The sequence below is a fragment of the Paenibacillus sp. FSL P4-0184 genome, from assembly GCF_038004625.1.
In the GTDB taxonomy this organism is placed as follows: domain Bacteria; phylum Bacillota; class Bacilli; order Paenibacillales; family Paenibacillaceae; genus Paenibacillus_AQ.
Map to the genome: position 1 here is coordinate 4,268,151 of NZ_JBBORN010000001.1, position 16,492 is coordinate 4,284,642.

A 16,492-nucleotide genomic window follows, 5' to 3' on the forward strand; every position below is an offset into this window, starting at 1 on the left:
TTACGGTTTATTATTCCGCATTTTCATTCAAGCGATGCATCCCCTGAACCAGTGGTGTGCATCGCCTTTTTTCGCAACTTCTGTTATGCTGATTAAGAGTCTCAATTGAAAGGGAATAGAATTATAATGAAATTTGCCGTGCTTGATTTTGAAACAACGGGAACCCAATCCGTGGGTGAAATTATCCAGGTTGGCCTTGCAATTATAGAAGAAGACCGGTCCATCTCCCGGGTATATGGTTCCTACGTCAAGCCCGGAACGCCGATACCTCCTTTTATAACTGGTCTAACGGGGATTACCGACGATGATGTAAAGGATGCACCTGAGCTGGATGAGATGATGATGGAGCTTGTCCCACTCTTGGATGATGTTGTGCTTGTAGGGCATAATGTCGCATTCGACTTCCATTTTTTGCAAAATGCTTTAGACCGATGTGGGTATTTACCATTTCAAGGGCGGATTTTAGATACGATTGATTTTCTGAAAATCTGCTTTCCTTCCCTCACATCCTATCAACTAGGATCAGTTAGTGCACATTTTGGAGTGACGCATGATCGTCCGCATCAGGCAGACAGTGATGCACTCGCAACTGCTCTTGTATTGCTGAAATGTCTGGAGGAGCTCTACGATTTGCCTCTGCTGACGATTCAGAGACTCTGTGAGCTGTTTACGGAAGAGGATAGTGATTTAGGTTGGTATTTTGATGGTCTGCTGCGTGAACGGGAAGCGGAGACGCTTCAGCCCGAAGGTGATCTGACTTTCTATCGTCAATTAGCGCTTGCAGTAGGAGACTGGAACGAATTAGCTCCACCTCGAGACGAGCATGCTGAGAATCCACTACACAATTTATCTTTTACAGATTATATGGATGAAGTAACGAAACGACTTAAAGAAACTTTGCCACAGTATGAAAGCCGAGAAGCTCAGGATATTATGATCAATGAGGTGATGACGGCACTTGCCGAAGACAAGCATCTATTGATCGAAGCAGGGACAGGAACCGGTAAATCCCTTGGTTATTTATTGCCTGCCATATACCAAAGCGTACGCACTAATGAAAAAGTCATGGTCAGCACTCATACTATTAATCTGCAGGATCAATTGCGTGAGCGTGATATTCCTTTGTTAACGCAGGTAGTTCCTTTTCCATTTAAAGCTGCAATTTTTAAGGGCAGAGGGCATTATTTGTGTCTTCGTAAGTTCGAACATAAAATTAATAAAAAAGACTTTATAAGTCCGAGGGAAGATGCGCTTACTGCGGCTCAGATGATCGTTTGGCTGACACAAAGTGAATCAGGAGATGACGAAGAGCTCAATCTAAGTGGACGTGGCGGAGATTTTTGGGAGACGGTGGCAAGCGATACCGATTCTTGTCTGGGTCGCTCGTGTCCTTGGTTCCGTAAGTGTTATTATCATCGGGCTAAGCATGAAGCTGGTATTGCAGACGTGGTTATTACGAACCACTCTAAGCTTTTCGCAGATGTTAAGGCTGGGCATCAACTACTTCCGGCTTATGAACATCTTGTAATAGATGAGGCCCATCATCTGGAGGACGTGGCTGGCAAGCATTTAGGCATGCATATGAAGCATTTCACGGTGGCACATACACTATCGCGTCTTTATAAGGATAGTCGAAATGGCCAACTTCCTACACTTCGCCAAATGCTTCAGTCATCAGGCAGTGAGGAAGCTTCTGAATGGAGCGGAGTGATCGATAGAATCTATCCGGACCTTCTTACCGTAAAAGAAACCTGGGATCTGCTTAGTGATAAACTATTCACCCTCTTGCCGGAACGCAGCGATGCAGCGGCGGGAGAAGCCGGCCAGTTAGTCATGCGGTTACTTCCTACCCGTAAACCGAAAGATTGGGATGAATTGGTTGCTTTAGAGAATACTATGAATCTGACATTAAGCGAAATTATCCGTAAAGGTGATAAAATGCTTAATGAGATGCGAGATCAAGAAGGTCAATCTTCCTCAGATAGCCTAGTTACCGATATTAGCGGCTTATTTAAGGATTTAGCTTCTATACGTGAGCAAGTACGGTTTTTTATGGGATTAAATGATGAGAATGTAGTATATTGGCTGGAGGCGAATGGAAATTATCGCAGTAAATCGCTACAGTTGTATGCCGTTCCTGTTGATGTTAGTACTCAGCTTAAGGAGCTGTTTTTCGACAAGAAGAAAAGTATCGTACTAACTTCGGCGACACTCTCTGTCGATAAATCTTTCCAGTTTATGATTGATAATCTCGGACTTAATGAAGCTGCGGAAGAGGGGCGTCTGATGACATCACTCCTGCCTTCTCCCTTTAAGTATCGGGAGCAGGCGCTGTTAGTTATTCCGCGGGATTTCCCAAGTGTGAAGGGTAGTGTAGGCGATGCCCGATTTGTCGATACACTCGTACAGTCACTAGCAGAAGCAGCTATTACAACACGTGGGCGGATGCTTGTCCTGTTTACTTCTTACAAGATGCTACGCCAGGTTTACGATCCTCTGAAAGAGGCTCTAGCCTCACAAGAGATCACGGTGTTAGGTCAAGGCGTGGAGGGGGGCAGCCGTAGCAAGCTGATCCGCCGTTTTCAGGACAGTGCAGCTTCTGTACTGTTAGGAACAAGCAGCTTTTGGGAGGGTGTAGATATTCCAGGTGAAGCATTAACATGCTTGGCCATCGTGAGACTCCCATTTCAACCGCCAAACCACCCCCTAGCGGAAGCGAAGTCTGAGTTATTACAAGCCCAGAAAAAGAATCCGTTTATGAAGTTGTCTGTTCCTCAGGCGGTTATTCGCTTCAAGCAAGGATTTGGGAGGCTGGTACGGACAGCGCAAGATCGGGGTATTGTTATTGTGTATGACACAAGGGTGATCGAATCTCACTATGGGAAGTATTTCCTCTATTCGTTGCCTGGCCCGAAAATGGAGCATATGCTTACGGATCAAATGGTTCCTCGTATAGCGGAGTGGTTGGAAGACGGAGGCGTTTCTTGAAAAGAACGTCATCGATCTTATTAATCACTCTACAAGGAAGGGCGGTATAAGAATACCGCTCTTCCTTGAGACGAGGTGCAGATATTTCGATAGGATTTGAACAGAATATCACTTAAATTAGGAGGTAAATTATGAAATCGGATAAAATATCAGAAGCCGTTGTTCGCAGACTTCCTGTGTACTTGCGTTTCTTGAATGATCTCCAGAAACGTGAAATATTAACCGTTTCCTCACAAGAACTAGGACAAAAACTTGATTTGAATCCTGCTCAAATTCGTAAAGATTTAGCTTATTTTGGAGACTTTGGTAGAAAAGGTATCGGGTATGACGTAACTTATCTTATTGAAAAAATCCGTCATATTCTGAAGCTGGATCAACAATTGAATGTGGCTTTAGTAGGTGCCGGTAACCTTGGACATGCATTATCTAATTACAATGCTTATCTGAAAGATACTATGAAGATTACCGCTATATTTGACTCCTATGCACCTAAGGTAGGGCGGAAAATCAACTCTCTTACCGTTCAACCGATGGAGGAGCTTGGTCAGACGATTCGTGAGCAAGGTATTCGAATTGGGATAATTACTGTGCCTGATTCAGAAGCGCAGAATGTAGCAGATATTCTCATTGAGTCTGGCATCGAGGCGATTTTGAATTTTGCACCAGTGATTCTAAAAACACCATCGAATATCCGGGTTCATGCTGCCGATTTTACAACGGATTTGCAAAGCCTTGCTTATTATTTGAAAGACGGAAAGGAAGAAACCGGAAATGAAGAGCAGTAAAACGATTATTAAGGGCGGGCGTTTTCTTATTCCGGGAACGGATGAGCCGGTTCTGAATGGATATATGACTATTGAAGATGATTTGATCACTTACATAGGAAAAGAAGAGCCTTTAATGGAAGATGATGTGCAAGTTGTTGATGGCAGTCGTCTGCTGTTTATGCCAGGTCTGGTAAACACACATGGCCATGCGGCAATGTCATTGCTTCGTGGTTATGGAGATGATTTAGCACTTCAGGTGTGGCTTCAAGAGAAGATGTGGCCGATGGAAGCGAAATTCACTGGAGAAGATGTATACTGGGGAACCTCCTTGTCGGTACTGGAAATGCTAAAAGGTGGTACTACAACCTTCTTGGATATGTATGATCATATGGATCGAGTAGCAGAGGTAGTCGAATTATCAGGCATCCGTTCCGTATTGATGAGAGGCGTAATCGGATTATGCCCAGAGGAAGTACAAAATCACAAGCTTGCGGAAGCGATTTCTTTTGCACGAAATTGGCATGGTAAGGCTGATGGTAGAATTACGACGATGATCTCGCCACACGCCCCATATACTTGCCCACCGGACTTCTTTGTTAAGTTTGTTCAAGCGGCACATGATTTGGATTTACCGATGCATACCCATATGTCCGAGACCAAACGCGAAGTGGAGCAGAATGTGGTGGATTACGGACTTCGGCCAGTAGCGCATTTAGAGAAGCTTGGAATGTTCACACGTCCGTCTATTGTTGCACATGGCGTTCATTTGAATGATGAAGAGATCGAGATACTGGCGCGTCATGATGTAGGCGTGTCTCATAACCCAGGAAGTAATCTGAAACTTGCTAGTGGAGTGGCTCGGGTTACGGATCTTCTAAAGGCTGGTGTGAAGGTATCACTGGGTACAGATGGTGCGGCAAGCAATAATAACCTGGATATGTTTGAAGAGATGCGTCTTGCAGCCCTCATCCATAAAGGTGTAAGTGGTGATCCGACGGCTGTTCCAGCTCCGGAAGCGCTGCGTATAGCTACAGAGTATGGCGCAAAGTCTATCTTTTTAAATGATGTGGGTAGACTCGCTGTTGGCATGAAAGCGGACTTTATCGCGATTGATATAGACCAGCCGCATTTGCTACCACACACAGATCTGTTGTCTCATGCTGTATACTCTGCCAGTGCCAAGGATGTTGAGCATGTATGGGTGAATGGTAAACAGGTTGTAAAACACGGAGAATGTGTAACGCTAGATGAGGAAGCAATCCGTCGTAAGGCACAAGAATCATTTGATGGACTGCTTAAACGGTAGTCTAAGATCATAACGAATAACTGAAAGGCTGTGACTTTCTGCGATTGCAAAGTTACAGCCTTTTGTGTTTCTGATAATTAGATCATTGAATTGGATATGAAACTTTGGATAAACACACAGGTGTGTTATATAATCAAAAAAGATATATTACTAGAAAGGGAGCTGTACCTTGAAGAAAAGGAAAAAATGGATCCTCCTGGGGTCAGTTCTGATTCTGCTCCTTCTGTTCGGACTTATCCAGTTCTATGCTTATATTATGAAAGATCAATGGAACGAGCGAGATATCGCTAAGGATGTCGCTAAAACCAGTGCTGGTCTGACAGAGGTAACCAAAGCGCAGAAATCCGTGTGGGATGAAAATGCGGTGTACTGGGTCTTAACAGGGAAGAATGAAGCCGGGACCGAGTTGATGGTTTGGGTACGTTTTACTGTAGACGGGAAGTTTGCTGAAGGAACCGACGCAGTATATGCTGAAGAACTAAGTAAAGGAACCTCTGAAGCGAAAATGCGTAGCCTTATAAAAGCCGATCTTCCGGACATCAGCATTGAGCGGTTGTTGCCAGGAGTATATAACGGGGAGTATGCTTGGCAGCTTTTTTATAAACAAAGCGGTCGATATTATTATCAATTTTATCGGTTCTCAGATGGGGCTCGAATGGGTGAAGGTTACAGTTTACCTAGCCGCTAAATTAAACAAAGGCATTATTAGGGAAACAAGCGGACCGTTTATGGTTCGCTTGTTTTTGTTCCGATGACATATTATTTGATATACTATAGGTATACGAAATATGATATACTATAAGAGTGGTTTTTATATATTGGGATTTAAAGATTCATGCGAAAAAAGGCCTGTTAGTTAAGAGTAACAGCCCTTTTTTGTCGAATTAAATCAATAAATTTAATAAAATGGAAAGAATTAAAAAATAAAATTTTAAATATCTTCACACTTTTTTTCAATATAGTATATACACCTGTGATATACTACTGTTTGTAATTAGAACAGTGTTAGTAGAACGTCAGGCTCTGATGAGCTCTTAGCAGCTATGACTTTGGATCATTCTGTTTACATTTTTTCATCTTTGAGAGGAGGACGTTTCTTGAAATTACGTCTTGTACCTGTACTGATAACGTCTCTACTGTCGGCTATGCTATTATTCGGAGGATTCTTTTTGTATCGTCAGTTTGCTTTACAGGAACCGCTCCAAAAGATTGTAACCGGATTTGAGGGAGTAAATACTTCACATATTAGTATTAACCGCGATGAGGTCACTTTGAAACTTGATTTGCAGCCGGGCACGAATTTACGTGATCTAGTATCGTATGTATCCAAAGAAGGAAAATCAGTGATTGAAGGACGTAAACTTAAACTCGATGTGGAGCAAAATTCAAGTGAACTATTGGATGATTACTGGGATAAAGCGATGTTCTCTGTAGCTGAAGCCATGGAGAGCCGTAAATATACGATTATACCTACAGAACTTGATAGATTGAAACAGCAAAATACGGAATTTAAAGATGTGATAGCATCTACTGATATCGACGACAACAATGTGTACGTAAGCTTGAGTAATGGAAAAGAAAGCAAATTTATTATTTTGCCGCGAAAACCTGCGACCTTGGGGGTATGGAATAATGCCTAAGTACCTTAAAGAAATTTTACTCGGATTTATTCCTGTGCTGTTTATTTTCATGGCTTTTTTAGGTATTAATATATTCCCGATTGTTATAGCAGCTGGAATGCTTACTGCATTACTTATAATTGCTCATTTGCGTGGCGGGCTTACGGTGAACGCTGGTGCGGGGAAGAAACGCCAGAAGGAAGGGCCTTCAAAGCTCACTTTTGAAGAAATTGGTGGGCAAGACAATGCGAAGCAAGAGCTTCGTGAGGCACTCGATTTTTTGATCCGGCACGAGGAGATTAGTAAATTTGGGATTCGTCCTTTGAAAGGGATTCTACTCACTGGCCCTCCAGGAACAGGTAAGACCCTTATGGCCAGAGCAGCTGCGCATTATACAAACTCTGTATTCGTGGCTGCATCAGGCAGTGAATTTGTAGAAATGTATGTAGGTGTCGGGGCCGGCCGGATCCGCGATTTGTTCAAGGATGCTCGTAACCGTGCTGTTAAGGAAAATAAACAGAGTGCCATTATTTTTATTGATGAAATTGACGTAATTGGCGGTAAACGTGAAGGCGGTCAGCAGCGTGAATATGATCAGACCTTGAATCAGCTGTTGACTGAGATGGATGGTATTTATAATAACGAAACACCGCGTATTCTACTGGTAGCTGCAACAAACCGGAAAGAAATGCTTGATTCGGCATTGCTACGTCCTGGACGCTTCGACCGTCATATTCAAGTGGACATGCCTGACAAAAAGGGCCGCAAATCGATTCTCGAATTGCATGCGAAGAATAAGCCTCTTCATACAGAGGTGAGTCTCGACAAAATCGCTGAAGAAGCCTATGGCTTTTCCGGTGCTCAGCTTGAAAGTGTCATGAATGAGGCTGCGATTTATATGATGCGTGAGGACTTGACGAAAGTGGAGCAGCGGCATCTGTCGATGGCGATTGACAAGGTAATGATGGGTGAAAAAACGGATAGAGAAACAAATCATGAAGAGAAAAAGAGAGTCGCCATTCATGAATTGGGACATGCCATCATGGCAGAGCTCCTTCGTCCCGGAAGCGTTAGTCAGGTTACGCTGACTCCGCGTGGGCAAGCCCTTGGTTATGTGCGACATAATCCTCAGCAAGAGCAGTATTTGTACACCAAAGATTATCTCGAAGATCAGATTATGATTGCACTTGGTGGAGCAGCTGCTGAAGAAATGTATTATGGTGGACGAAGCACAGGTTCACGCGGTGATTTCGATCAGGCGCTGAATATTGTGGAAACGATGATGAAGTCAGGTTTAACTTCGCTGGGTATCGCTAAGCTGGAAATGGTTACCACTGAAGAGCTTATGAAGGAAAATAGTAAGATATTGGATGAGCTGATGACACGCACTCGTGAGCACCTTGAAAAGCAACGAAATGTATTTGATTACTCTCTTGACATTTTAATGAAGGAAGAAGTACTCTCTGGAGAGCAATTTCGATGTCAATTTCGTGACAGCGTCCTTTTACCAGCATAAATATTTATGCTGGTTATTTTTTTTTACTTTTCAGGCATGCTAAGATATCATTATATGTCGGGCTTTATAAATTTTTGCGACAGACAAGGTACAATACAAAAGTATAGATACCTGAAAGGATGGAGACTTTTTTATGAATTTCAAAAAAATAGGTGTCATCGGCGGTGGCACAATGGGACAAGGTATTGCTGAAATGTTAGCAGCCAAAGGCCTGGATGTATTACTAGTGGAGAAAACCGCGGAGAAACTGGACTACTCTTACGAAATGATCGAGACAAGTCTAGATAAGCAACTGGAGAAATGGGCGATCACTCAAGCTGAGAAGAAGCTGATTCTTAGCCGCATTCAAAAAGTGACACATTTCGCGGAGCTCAGCTCTTGTGACATGGTTATCGAAACCATTGTTGAGGATTTGGAAGAAAAGAAAAAGATTTTGAATCAATTGGATCAAGTATGCCCGAACCACATTATTCTTGCCAGCAATACATCAACACTTAGCTTGACTGAACTTGCAAGTTCTACGATGTATCCGGAACGCGTGATCGGAATGCATTTCATATATCCTGTAGCTAAAGTGGATCTTGTAGAAATCGTACGTGGTCTGAAAACTTCAGATGCTACTTTTGAAGATACAAAATCCTTTGTTGATGAGATTGTTGAGAAAAAAGGTGTAATGATTTATGAATCCCCAGGATTTGTAACATCACGCCTCATTTGCTTGTTTATCAATGAAGCTATGCATGTGCTGCAAGAAGGCGTTGCCTCCGCACAGGATATTGACGATGCTATGCGTATTGGTTATCAATTCCAATATGGACCACTTGAAATGGCTGACAGATTTGGCCTGGATTCGGTACTTGCGGCACTCGAAAATATGTTCCGTGAATACGGAGAACTGAAATACCGTCCTTCTACAATTCTTAAGAAGATGGTACGTGCAGGACAACTAGGTATGAAATCAGGAGAAGGCTTCTTCAAGTACGACAAGGATGGTGACCGTGTATGAATATTTTAGTTATTAACTCAGGTAGTTCTTCTTTGAAATATCAGCTGTATAACATGACCGATGAATCGGTTTTGGCTAAGGGTTTGGTTGAACGTATCGGGATGGATTCCTCCATTCTGAATCATAAACCTACTGGCAAAGCGGAAGTGACAGAAGTAAGCGAAATTCTGGAACATAATACTGCGATCCGCAAAGTCCTTGCTTGTCTTACAGACAAAGAGCATGGTGTAATTGAATCTATTAAAGAAATTGATGCTGTAGGTCACCGCGTAGTGCATGGTGGAGAGTTCTTCAAATCCTCCGCACTTGTGGATGCTGACGCAAAAACGAAAATTCGTCAATTGTTTGACCTTGCACCACTGCATAACCCAGCAGCAATGATGGGGATTACGGCTTCTGAAGTAAATATGCCAGGTGTACCGCAGGTTGTTGTATTCGATACTGCATTCCACCAAACCATGCCTGAAAAAGCTTATATGTACGCTATTCCTAGAGTATTGTACAATAAATATAAAGTTCGTCGTTATGGCGCACACGGTACATCACACGACTTCGTAAGCAAGGCTGCTGCGGAGTACTTAGAGCGTCCACTGGAAGATCTGAAGATCATTACTTGTCATATCGGTAACGGCGGTAGTGTAACTGCAGTTCAAGGTGGAGTGTCCGTGGATACTTCCATGGGTATGACCCCTCTGGAAGGTTTGATGATGGGTACTCGCAGTGGTGATCTTGACCCAGCAATTGTCCCTTACGTGATGAACAAGGAAGAATTGTCCGTAGGCGAAGTTAACTCCATGTTGAATAAACATAGTGGCCTCTTAGCAATTTCGGGCGTAAGCAGTGACATGCGCGATATTATTGATGGTATGGAAAAAGGTGAGCCTAATTCCACACTAGCTTTTGAAATGTATGAGTACCGCTTGCGCAAGTATATCGGTTCATATACGGCTGCTATGAACGGTGTAGATGCGATCGTATTTACTGCCGGTGTTGGTGAAAATGCTTCATTGCTTCGTGAGAAACTGCTAAATAACCTTACGTTCCTGGGTATTGAGTTGGATGCTGAAGCTAACAAAGTTCGTTCCGGCGATCCACGTCGTATCTCTACGGAAGATTCCAAGGTACAAGTGCTAGTAGTTCCGACAAACGAAGAACTTGTCATTGCACGTGATACACACCGTATTGTGCAAGGAATTAACGGCTAAATTAGAGGAGAGATTGAAGGCATGGCTAACAAGAGTGTAATTAAGAACGTGAATGAACATGTTGGAGAGAGTGTTGTTATCGGTTGTTGGGTAAACAACAAACGCTCCAGTGGTAAAATTCAGTTCCTGCAGCTCCGCGATGGTACAGGTTATATTCAGGGAGTTGTAGTGAAATCAGAAGTGCCTGAAGAGGTATGGGATGCAGCTAAGAGCCTCACACAGGAAAGCTCTTTGTATGTGACCGGAATTATCCGCGAGGAACCTCGCAGTCAATCTGGTTTTGAAATGACTGTAACTGGAATTGAAGTCCTGCATCTTACAGAGAATTATCCAATTACTCCGAAAGAGCATGGCGTAGATTTCTTGATGGATCACCGTCACCTCTGGCTGCGTGCCTCGAAGCAGCGGGCTGTTCTGGTAATTCGTGCGGAAATTATTCGTGCAATCCAACAGTTCTTCAACGAGAGTGGATTTACAAAGGTGGATCCTCCGATTCTGACGCCAACGTCAGCAGAAGGAACTACTAACTTGTTCCACACGAAGTACTTCGATGAGGACGCCTATCTAACACAAAGCGGACAGTTGTATATGGAAGCTGCGGCAATGGCACTAGGCCGTGTATATTCCTTTGGACCAACTTTCCGTGCAGAGAAATCTAAGACTCGTCGCCACTTAATTGAGTTCTGGATGATAGAGCCAGAAATGGCCTTTACAGATCACGAAGAAAGCTTGAAGGTTCAGGAAGAATTTATTAGCTTCGTAGTGCAATCTGTATTGAAGAATTGCCGTGCGGAGTTGGAAGCGGTAGGTCGCGATATTTCCAAGCTGGAGAATATCAAAGCACCATTCCCACGCATTACTTATGACGATGCGATCAAGTTCTTGAACGATAAAGGCTTTGAAGATATTGCTTGGGGTGATGATTTCGGTGCACCTCATGAAACAGCAATCGCAGAAGCATACGATAAACCTGTATTTATTACTCACTACCCTGCTTCTTTCAAAGCGTTCTATATGAAGCCAGATCCAAACCGTCCGGAAGTCGTACTGTGTGCGGATATGATCGCTCCAGAAGGCTACGGAGAGATTATTGGTGGTTCACAGCGGATCGATGATCCTGCGCTGCTTGAAGAGCGTTACAAAGAGCATAATCTTTCGATGGACTCTTACAAATGGTACATGGATCTGCGTACTTACGGATCTGTACCTCACTCTGGATTTGGACTTGGACTTGAGCGTACTGTAGCTTGGATCTGTGGCCTTGACCATGTACGTGAGACTATTCCATTCCCACGTACACTGTACCGTCTCTACCCATAAGTTCTTATATTTGAAGGGGGACGTTCATGGACGGCAAAGGATGGAGTACCTGGGGCGAAGGCGTCTCCTTCGGTCTGGAGAACGGAATGGCCGTCATACCTTACGCATTACTGAAGTATTACCGGAAGCTGAATTTAAGCGGAAGTGAAGCTATGCTGCTGATACATCTGCTTTCTTTCAGGCAGGTGGAAGGGATTGACTTCCCTTCTCTTGAGGAGCTTCAGGTTGTAACTGGCCGTAGCATATCTGTACTAGCAGGAGAGTTGCAGAAGCTTATGAAGGAAGGTTTTATTAGCATCGATGGAGACAACGATGAGCTAAGAGACATCCATTATGAACGCTACAATTTCTCAGGGTTATACGGAAAGCTTGGTGCTTATCTAGCGACAGTTGTACAAGAGCATGAGCAAGATAAGCACGTAGGTGGCTATGCAACGTCGGCACCGCGGGCTGCTTCAGGGGGTGGATTCGGCGCAAAGCCCCCCTCATCTCCTTCTCAACTTGGGGCTGAAGAGGAAAGCCGAAATCTGTTCAGTATTTTCGAAAAGGAATTCGGACGTCCGCTATCTCCAATGGAGTGTGAGACGATATCCAGTTGGGTGGATCAAGACCGGTATCCCGAGGAGCTGATTCTGTTAGCGCTGAAGGAATCTGTATTTGCAGGAAAGGTTCATTTCCGTTATATAGATCGAATATTGCTGGAATGGGCCCGCAACCGAGTCAAGAACGCTCAGGATGTTAAGAACTATACACAAAAATTCCGCAATGGCGGAAGATAGATTAGGAGAGAACCGCACTGCTTTAGCCCATCGCTAAAGTCAGTGCGGTTCTTTTTAATATTTTTATTAAAAAGTGCAGGGGTAGTTGTAATCGGGCGCGTCTATTGCTGTGGGAAGGAGGGGAGAGTCATTGAAGAAGAGGTATTAATCCAGCGGATTTGCCAAGGTAACGAGGATGCGTTCCGTCAATTTGTAAATACATACAGTCAGCAAATTTACAAAATTACTTATTCTGTATTACGCGATGTCAAAATGGCTGAAGATGCTGCTCAGGAAGCTTTTTTACAAATGTACAAATCTCTCCCTGACTACCGCTATCAAGGCTTAAAGTCATGGATTACACGGATCGCCTTAAATAAGGCAATTGATGCGAAACGTAAACGAGATCGACTTAGGGAACTTCCTGTTGACTATGAGCTTGTACTGAGCCAGACCGCTTCCAACGAAGAGGATGTGTTGTCAGGTGTTATACGCCGTGATCGGATGGATCGGCTGCTCGGTGAAATCAATAGCCTGCCTGAAACTCATCGTGAAATTATGGTGGCTTATTATCTGGAACATAAAAAATATGATCAGATTGCTGCAGAGCAGGGAATCTCCCTGAAGACGGTAGAGTCCAGATTGTATAGGGCGAGACAATGGATCCGAAATCATTGGAAGGAGGACGAATGGCTATGATGAAGCGTGGAGACGATCCAATCCAACGTGAACAAGCAAAAGCTTATATCGAAGGTCACATGGAAGAGGCGATTAGAGAAGATTGGGAACAGTTGCTGCTGGAAGATACGGAAAGTTTTACTTCATACATGGAAATGTTGGATCAGCTACAGGAGGATCTGCCTTCATTGGGGAATTCGTCTATTTTTACAGAGAGAGTTATGGCTGATTGGGCTAAAATGACGGAATCTTCAGCAGCATTGGAACAAGTGACGGTTGAAGAAGGGGGACGGCGATATCGCTGGTATGAAAAGACAATCTTTCATTATGCGGTTGCCGCGTCACTTACGCTGTTGATAATGTCATCTGGTATGTTTGATAAGCTGCACACAGGTCAAATGGAGCTAATGATCCCTAAAAAAGATAATTCCCTATCATTTAGCGAGCAAGTCATACAGGCAACTAGCGGATGGTTGGATCAGCTAATGGGCAGCAGAAAGTGATGAGAGGAGAAATGAAATATGCAACAGCAGCGTAGTAAATTAAAAGCTTTTTTTCTTAATTTGATTCCTGGAGCAGGTCATTATTATATGGGAAAACGCCCACAGGGAATTGTTTATCTTCTGTTAAGCTTTGGCATCTTATTTATGTCATTCTTAATAGCCGTGGCTGAAGGTGCCGAGGATATTCTATTAATGGGTGTGATAGGGTTCCTACTTATTGGGACGGTTTCGATGGTGCATCTGGTGGTTAAAATGCTGCAGATGCCTGCTCCGATAATGACTCCAGATGGATCGAATTTTGATTTTTCTTCAATGCCCGTTAAGACAGACGATAATGAGCGTGTACATGTAATTTTATTATCGTTCATTCCAGGATTGGGTCATTTTCATATGGGGTTGATGCAGCGAGGATTGTCTTTCCTCATTTCTTTCTTCGGTTTCATGACCGTGATGTTATTCCTGGCAGGGATTACGTCAAGTGATGTTTTCCTTCTCCTGTTTGGCGTATTACCAGTGATTTGGTTATATTGTATGTTTGATGCAGTTCAGTTAATCCATCGTAAGCAAGCTGGAGAAGAAATGGTAGATCGTACTTTATTCGAAGAGATGGAGGCTGGTCGTGAGGAGGGGCGCCGTAGCAAAGTTTTGGCTACACTGCTTTCTGCTTTTCCGGGTGCCGGACAAATGTATCTAGGGCTGCAAAAAAGAGGATTACAGCTCATGCTGCTATTTCTAGGGAGTATTTATGTCATGGACCTACTGCGTTTAACGCTGCTATTCTTCCTCATTCCAGTCATTTGGTTTTACAGTTTGTTCGATGGCTTACAGCTTGTCAGCCGACATGGACGTGAACCTTTACAGGATAAGCCAGTCATAGAAGGATTTTTAAATCATCAAGGATGGCTTGGAGCTGCTCTGATGTGTCTAGGACTGTATTACATTGTAGTTAATGTCGCAGTTCCTGCACTTGATATCAGATTTCCTGAATGGCGTTTGGAGTATAGAGTCAATGAATATTTCAGGACCATTATCGTATCTGTGTTATTGATTGGCGGTGGTTTGAAGCTGATGACGGGAAGCAAGAACAATAAAGGGAGAAAAGGGACAGGTGGTCATTCTTGAATAATCCGACAGAATTACAGCAAGGAGTTATTGTTTCAAGTGAGCGTCCGGTTGCTGAAGATAAAACAAGACGCTGGCGTGTGGGAACGTTGTCGATGGGATTGAGCCTTTTATTTCTGGGAGCTCTAATTATGGTCTCGCAGTGGAGGGGCGCGGAGGTGTTCGAGACGACGTTAGCTTGGTGGCCGATCATTTTTATATTATTAGGCTTAGAAATTGTAATATACACTTTATGGTTTCGTGGAAAAGGAATAATGTATTATGACGTGCTAAGCGTTCTGTTTGTTGGGTTTATAGCTGTATGTTGTCTGGTTTTTGCAGCATTTAGTTCTTTAGGATTAACACAGGAATTTCGCCGTACCGTTTCAGCAGTGCAAGAAAGTTACGCATTGCCAGATTGGAAGGGAGCCGTTCCAGAGGGCGTTAGTACCATCATTATCCAAGCTGCAGAGCCTTATGGGATTAAAGTAGATCAAACGGGTGGAAACGAGCTGAATGTATTCGGGAGTTATTCTTCAAATAAAGGAAAGCTACAAGAAGCACAAGAGCAACAGCTGCTTCAAACTAAGCATGTTGGGAATACGCTATACATCATTTTAGGGGAAACTCCTAGAAATCTGCTATTCGATAATTCTCGGAACACACTGGACGTGACTGTTGGGGCTCCGGCTAATGTTAAAGTGATTGTTCGAGATACTTATGGAAATGTTGTAACGGGCTAATCATGGCCTTAAATTGAAAAAAAAGATCGCTTCCTGACCAATGTGGTATGGGAAGCGATCTTTTTATTTTACGAATGCAGCTCTTTCTCAAGCGCAGCGCCCATTTCACGGGAACGTTCGGCACAGCGATTTACTGCCGCGATGACAGTTTCAAAAAATTCTCCCTGCTCGAGTACTTCTATCGCTGCTTGTGTAGAGCCATTCGGGGATGTGACCTTTTTACGAAGTGCAGCTGGATCCTCGCCCGTCTGTTGTACCATTCTAGCAGCGCCAAGAACCGTTTGAACGGTTAACTCCGTGCTTTGATCAAGCGGCAGTCCGCCCCGTATACCAGCAGCGATCATTGCCTCCATCATGTAATAAATGTAGGCAGGTCCACTGCCGGAAATACCTGTTAAGGTCTCCATGCGTTCTTCATCAATGACTGTTGTTAGTCCGACAGCTTCAAAGATGTTGAGTGCAAGGCGTCGTCCTTTCTCATCTACTTCTTTGGAAAAGGCTATGCCAGTGGCACCAAGACCTATGGAACTAGAAGTATTCGGCATAGTACGGACGATGGGTTGCTCTTTGCCAAGCAGACCTTGCATCGTTCGAATGGACAGCCCAGCAATTACAGAGATTATGATCTGATCAGGTGAGAGAAGTGGGCTGAGTCCCCGAAGTGCTTCTGCAGCGTCTTTTGGTTTCATAGCCAACACGATTACTGGTGAATTCCTTAGATAATCTGTTTTTTGTTCAGGATCATTTGTACCTATTACGCCGTAACGGCTTCTTAGTTCTGACAGACGTTCACTACTGCTACGGTTAAGCATAATAACATTATCGGATTTTACGATGCTACGGCTAATCATCCCGCGAACGATGGCTTCTGCCATAGAGCCTGCGCCATAAAATACAATATTATGATTCATAAGTGGAATGGAAGGTTGCTGACACATGGCTCAAAATCCTCCTAAAAGTGGTGTAATTAAAAACGGATGCA

Annotated in this window: 15 protein-coding genes; 14 read left to right on the forward strand and 1 reads right to left on the reverse strand. The window is 43.6% G+C overall.

Annotated elements, in window-relative coordinates; genetic code table 11:
- The first annotated feature begins 126 nt into the window (after positions 1-126).
- The 14 genes from dinG (at position 127) to MKY52_RS18805 (ending at position 15,510) form a co-directional block, all read left to right on the forward strand.
- Positions 127-2,988 carry an ATP-dependent DNA helicase DinG gene (gene dinG, locus MKY52_RS18740; RefSeq protein ID WP_341052770.1) on the forward strand — a complete coding sequence of 954 codons (2,862 nt, stop codon included), beginning with the start codon at positions 127-129 and terminating at the stop codon, positions 2,986-2,988.
- 131 nt (positions 2,989-3,119) lie between these two features.
- Positions 3,120-3,773: a redox-sensing transcriptional repressor Rex gene (locus MKY52_RS18745; RefSeq protein ID WP_341052772.1), complete on the forward strand. Its 654-nt coding sequence runs from the start codon at positions 3,120-3,122 to the stop codon at positions 3,771-3,773.
- Positions 3,760-5,061, forward strand: a complete 1,302-nt coding sequence (locus MKY52_RS18750) for an amidohydrolase (RefSeq protein ID WP_042190113.1) — start codon at positions 3,760-3,762, stop codon at positions 5,059-5,061. Before MKY52_RS18745 ends, MKY52_RS18750 begins: the two co-directional genes overlap by 14 nt.
- A gap of 169 nt (positions 5,062-5,230) precedes the next feature.
- Positions 5,231-5,749, forward strand: coding sequence for a cell wall elongation regulator TseB-like domain-containing protein (locus MKY52_RS18755; RefSeq protein ID WP_149646834.1), 519 nt, complete (start codon positions 5,231-5,233; stop codon positions 5,747-5,749).
- Positions 5,750-6,158: 409 nt separating this feature from the next.
- Positions 6,159-6,701 (forward strand): hypothetical protein, encoded by a 543-nt coding sequence (locus MKY52_RS18760; protein ID WP_042190109.1) that lies wholly within the window; start codon positions 6,159-6,161, stop codon positions 6,699-6,701.
- Positions 6,694-8,196, forward strand: a complete 1,503-nt coding sequence (locus MKY52_RS18765) for an AAA family ATPase (RefSeq protein ID WP_076284584.1) — start codon at positions 6,694-6,696, stop codon at positions 8,194-8,196. The genes MKY52_RS18760 and MKY52_RS18765 overlap by 8 nt, the downstream gene beginning before the upstream one ends.
- 133 nt (positions 8,197-8,329) lie before the next feature.
- A complete protein-coding gene (locus MKY52_RS18770) occupies positions 8,330-9,202 on the forward strand; it encodes a 3-hydroxyacyl-CoA dehydrogenase family protein (protein WP_042129488.1) in 873 nt (290 codons plus the stop codon).
- On the forward strand, positions 9,199-10,407 hold the full coding sequence (locus MKY52_RS18775; RefSeq protein ID WP_042190106.1) for an acetate/propionate family kinase: 1,209 nt from the start codon (positions 9,199-9,201) through the stop codon (positions 10,405-10,407). The genes MKY52_RS18770 and MKY52_RS18775 overlap by 4 nt, the downstream gene beginning before the upstream one ends.
- A 21-nt stretch (positions 10,408-10,428) precedes the next feature.
- The gene (gene asnS / locus MKY52_RS18780; RefSeq protein WP_036676308.1) at positions 10,429-11,727 is read left to right on the forward strand and encodes an asparagine--tRNA ligase; all 1,299 of its coding nucleotides are present in this window, start codon (positions 10,429-10,431) and stop codon (positions 11,725-11,727) included.
- 26 nt (positions 11,728-11,753) lie between these two features.
- Positions 11,754-12,506 (forward strand): DnaD domain-containing protein, encoded by a 753-nt coding sequence (locus tag MKY52_RS18785; protein ID WP_339242672.1) that lies wholly within the window; start codon positions 11,754-11,756, stop codon positions 12,504-12,506.
- Between the two features lie 42 nt (positions 12,507-12,548).
- Positions 12,549-13,184 (forward strand): RNA polymerase sigma factor, encoded by a 636-nt coding sequence (locus MKY52_RS18790; protein WP_256721643.1) that lies wholly within the window; start codon positions 12,549-12,551, stop codon positions 13,182-13,184.
- Positions 13,181-13,666 carry a hypothetical protein gene (locus MKY52_RS18795; RefSeq protein ID WP_341052774.1) on the forward strand — a complete coding sequence of 162 codons (486 nt, stop codon included), beginning with the start codon at positions 13,181-13,183 and terminating at the stop codon, positions 13,664-13,666. Before MKY52_RS18790 ends, MKY52_RS18795 begins: the two co-directional genes overlap by 4 nt.
- 18 nt (positions 13,667-13,684) lie before the next feature.
- Positions 13,685-14,788 carry a hypothetical protein gene (locus MKY52_RS18800; protein ID WP_341052776.1) on the forward strand — a complete coding sequence of 368 codons (1,104 nt, stop codon included), beginning with the start codon at positions 13,685-13,687 and terminating at the stop codon, positions 14,786-14,788.
- A complete protein-coding gene (locus tag MKY52_RS18805) occupies positions 14,785-15,510 on the forward strand; it encodes a hypothetical protein (protein WP_341052778.1) in 726 nt (241 codons plus the stop codon). The genes MKY52_RS18800 and MKY52_RS18805 overlap by 4 nt, the downstream gene beginning before the upstream one ends.
- Positions 15,511-15,578: 68 nt before the next feature.
- Here the strand turns inward: MKY52_RS18805 and proC are convergent, their stop codons facing one another.
- Positions 15,579-16,448, reverse strand: a complete 870-nt coding sequence (gene proC, locus MKY52_RS18810; RefSeq protein WP_341052780.1) for a pyrroline-5-carboxylate reductase — start codon at positions 16,446-16,448, stop codon at positions 15,579-15,581.
- Between the last annotated feature and the right edge of the window lie 44 nt (positions 16,449-16,492).

Excerpts from the sequence above, each read along its gene's own strand:
- MKY52_RS18795 (WP_341052774.1), top strand. The coding sequence starts at position 13,181 with ATGATGAAGCGTGGAGACGATCCAATCCAACGTGAACAAGCAAAAGCT.
- MKY52_RS18785 (WP_339242672.1), top strand. The coding sequence starts at position 11,754 with ATGGACGGCAAAGGATGGAGTACCTGGGGCGAAGGCGTCTCCTTCGGT.
- MKY52_RS18745 (WP_341052772.1), top strand. The coding sequence starts at position 3,120 with ATGAAATCGGATAAAATATCAGAAGCCGTTGTTCGCAGACTTCCTGTG.
- dinG (WP_341052770.1), top strand. The coding sequence starts at position 127 with ATGAAATTTGCCGTGCTTGATTTTGAAACAACGGGAACCCAATCCGTG.
- MKY52_RS18750 (WP_042190113.1), top strand. The coding sequence starts at position 3,760 with ATGAAGAGCAGTAAAACGATTATTAAGGGCGGGCGTTTTCTTATTCCG.
- MKY52_RS18800 (WP_341052776.1), top strand. The coding sequence starts at position 13,685 with ATGCAACAGCAGCGTAGTAAATTAAAAGCTTTTTTTCTTAATTTGATT.
- MKY52_RS18770 (WP_042129488.1), top strand. The coding sequence starts at position 8,330 with ATGAATTTCAAAAAAATAGGTGTCATCGGCGGTGGCACAATGGGACAA.
- proC (WP_341052780.1), bottom strand. The coding sequence starts at position 16,448 with ATGTGTCAGCAACCTTCCATTCCACTTATGAATCATAATATTGTATTT.
- MKY52_RS18775 (WP_042190106.1), top strand. The coding sequence starts at position 9,199 with ATGAATATTTTAGTTATTAACTCAGGTAGTTCTTCTTTGAAATATCAG.
- asnS (WP_036676308.1), top strand. The coding sequence starts at position 10,429 with ATGGCTAACAAGAGTGTAATTAAGAACGTGAATGAACATGTTGGAGAG.
- MKY52_RS18765 (WP_076284584.1), top strand. The coding sequence starts at position 6,694 with ATGCCTAAGTACCTTAAAGAAATTTTACTCGGATTTATTCCTGTGCTG.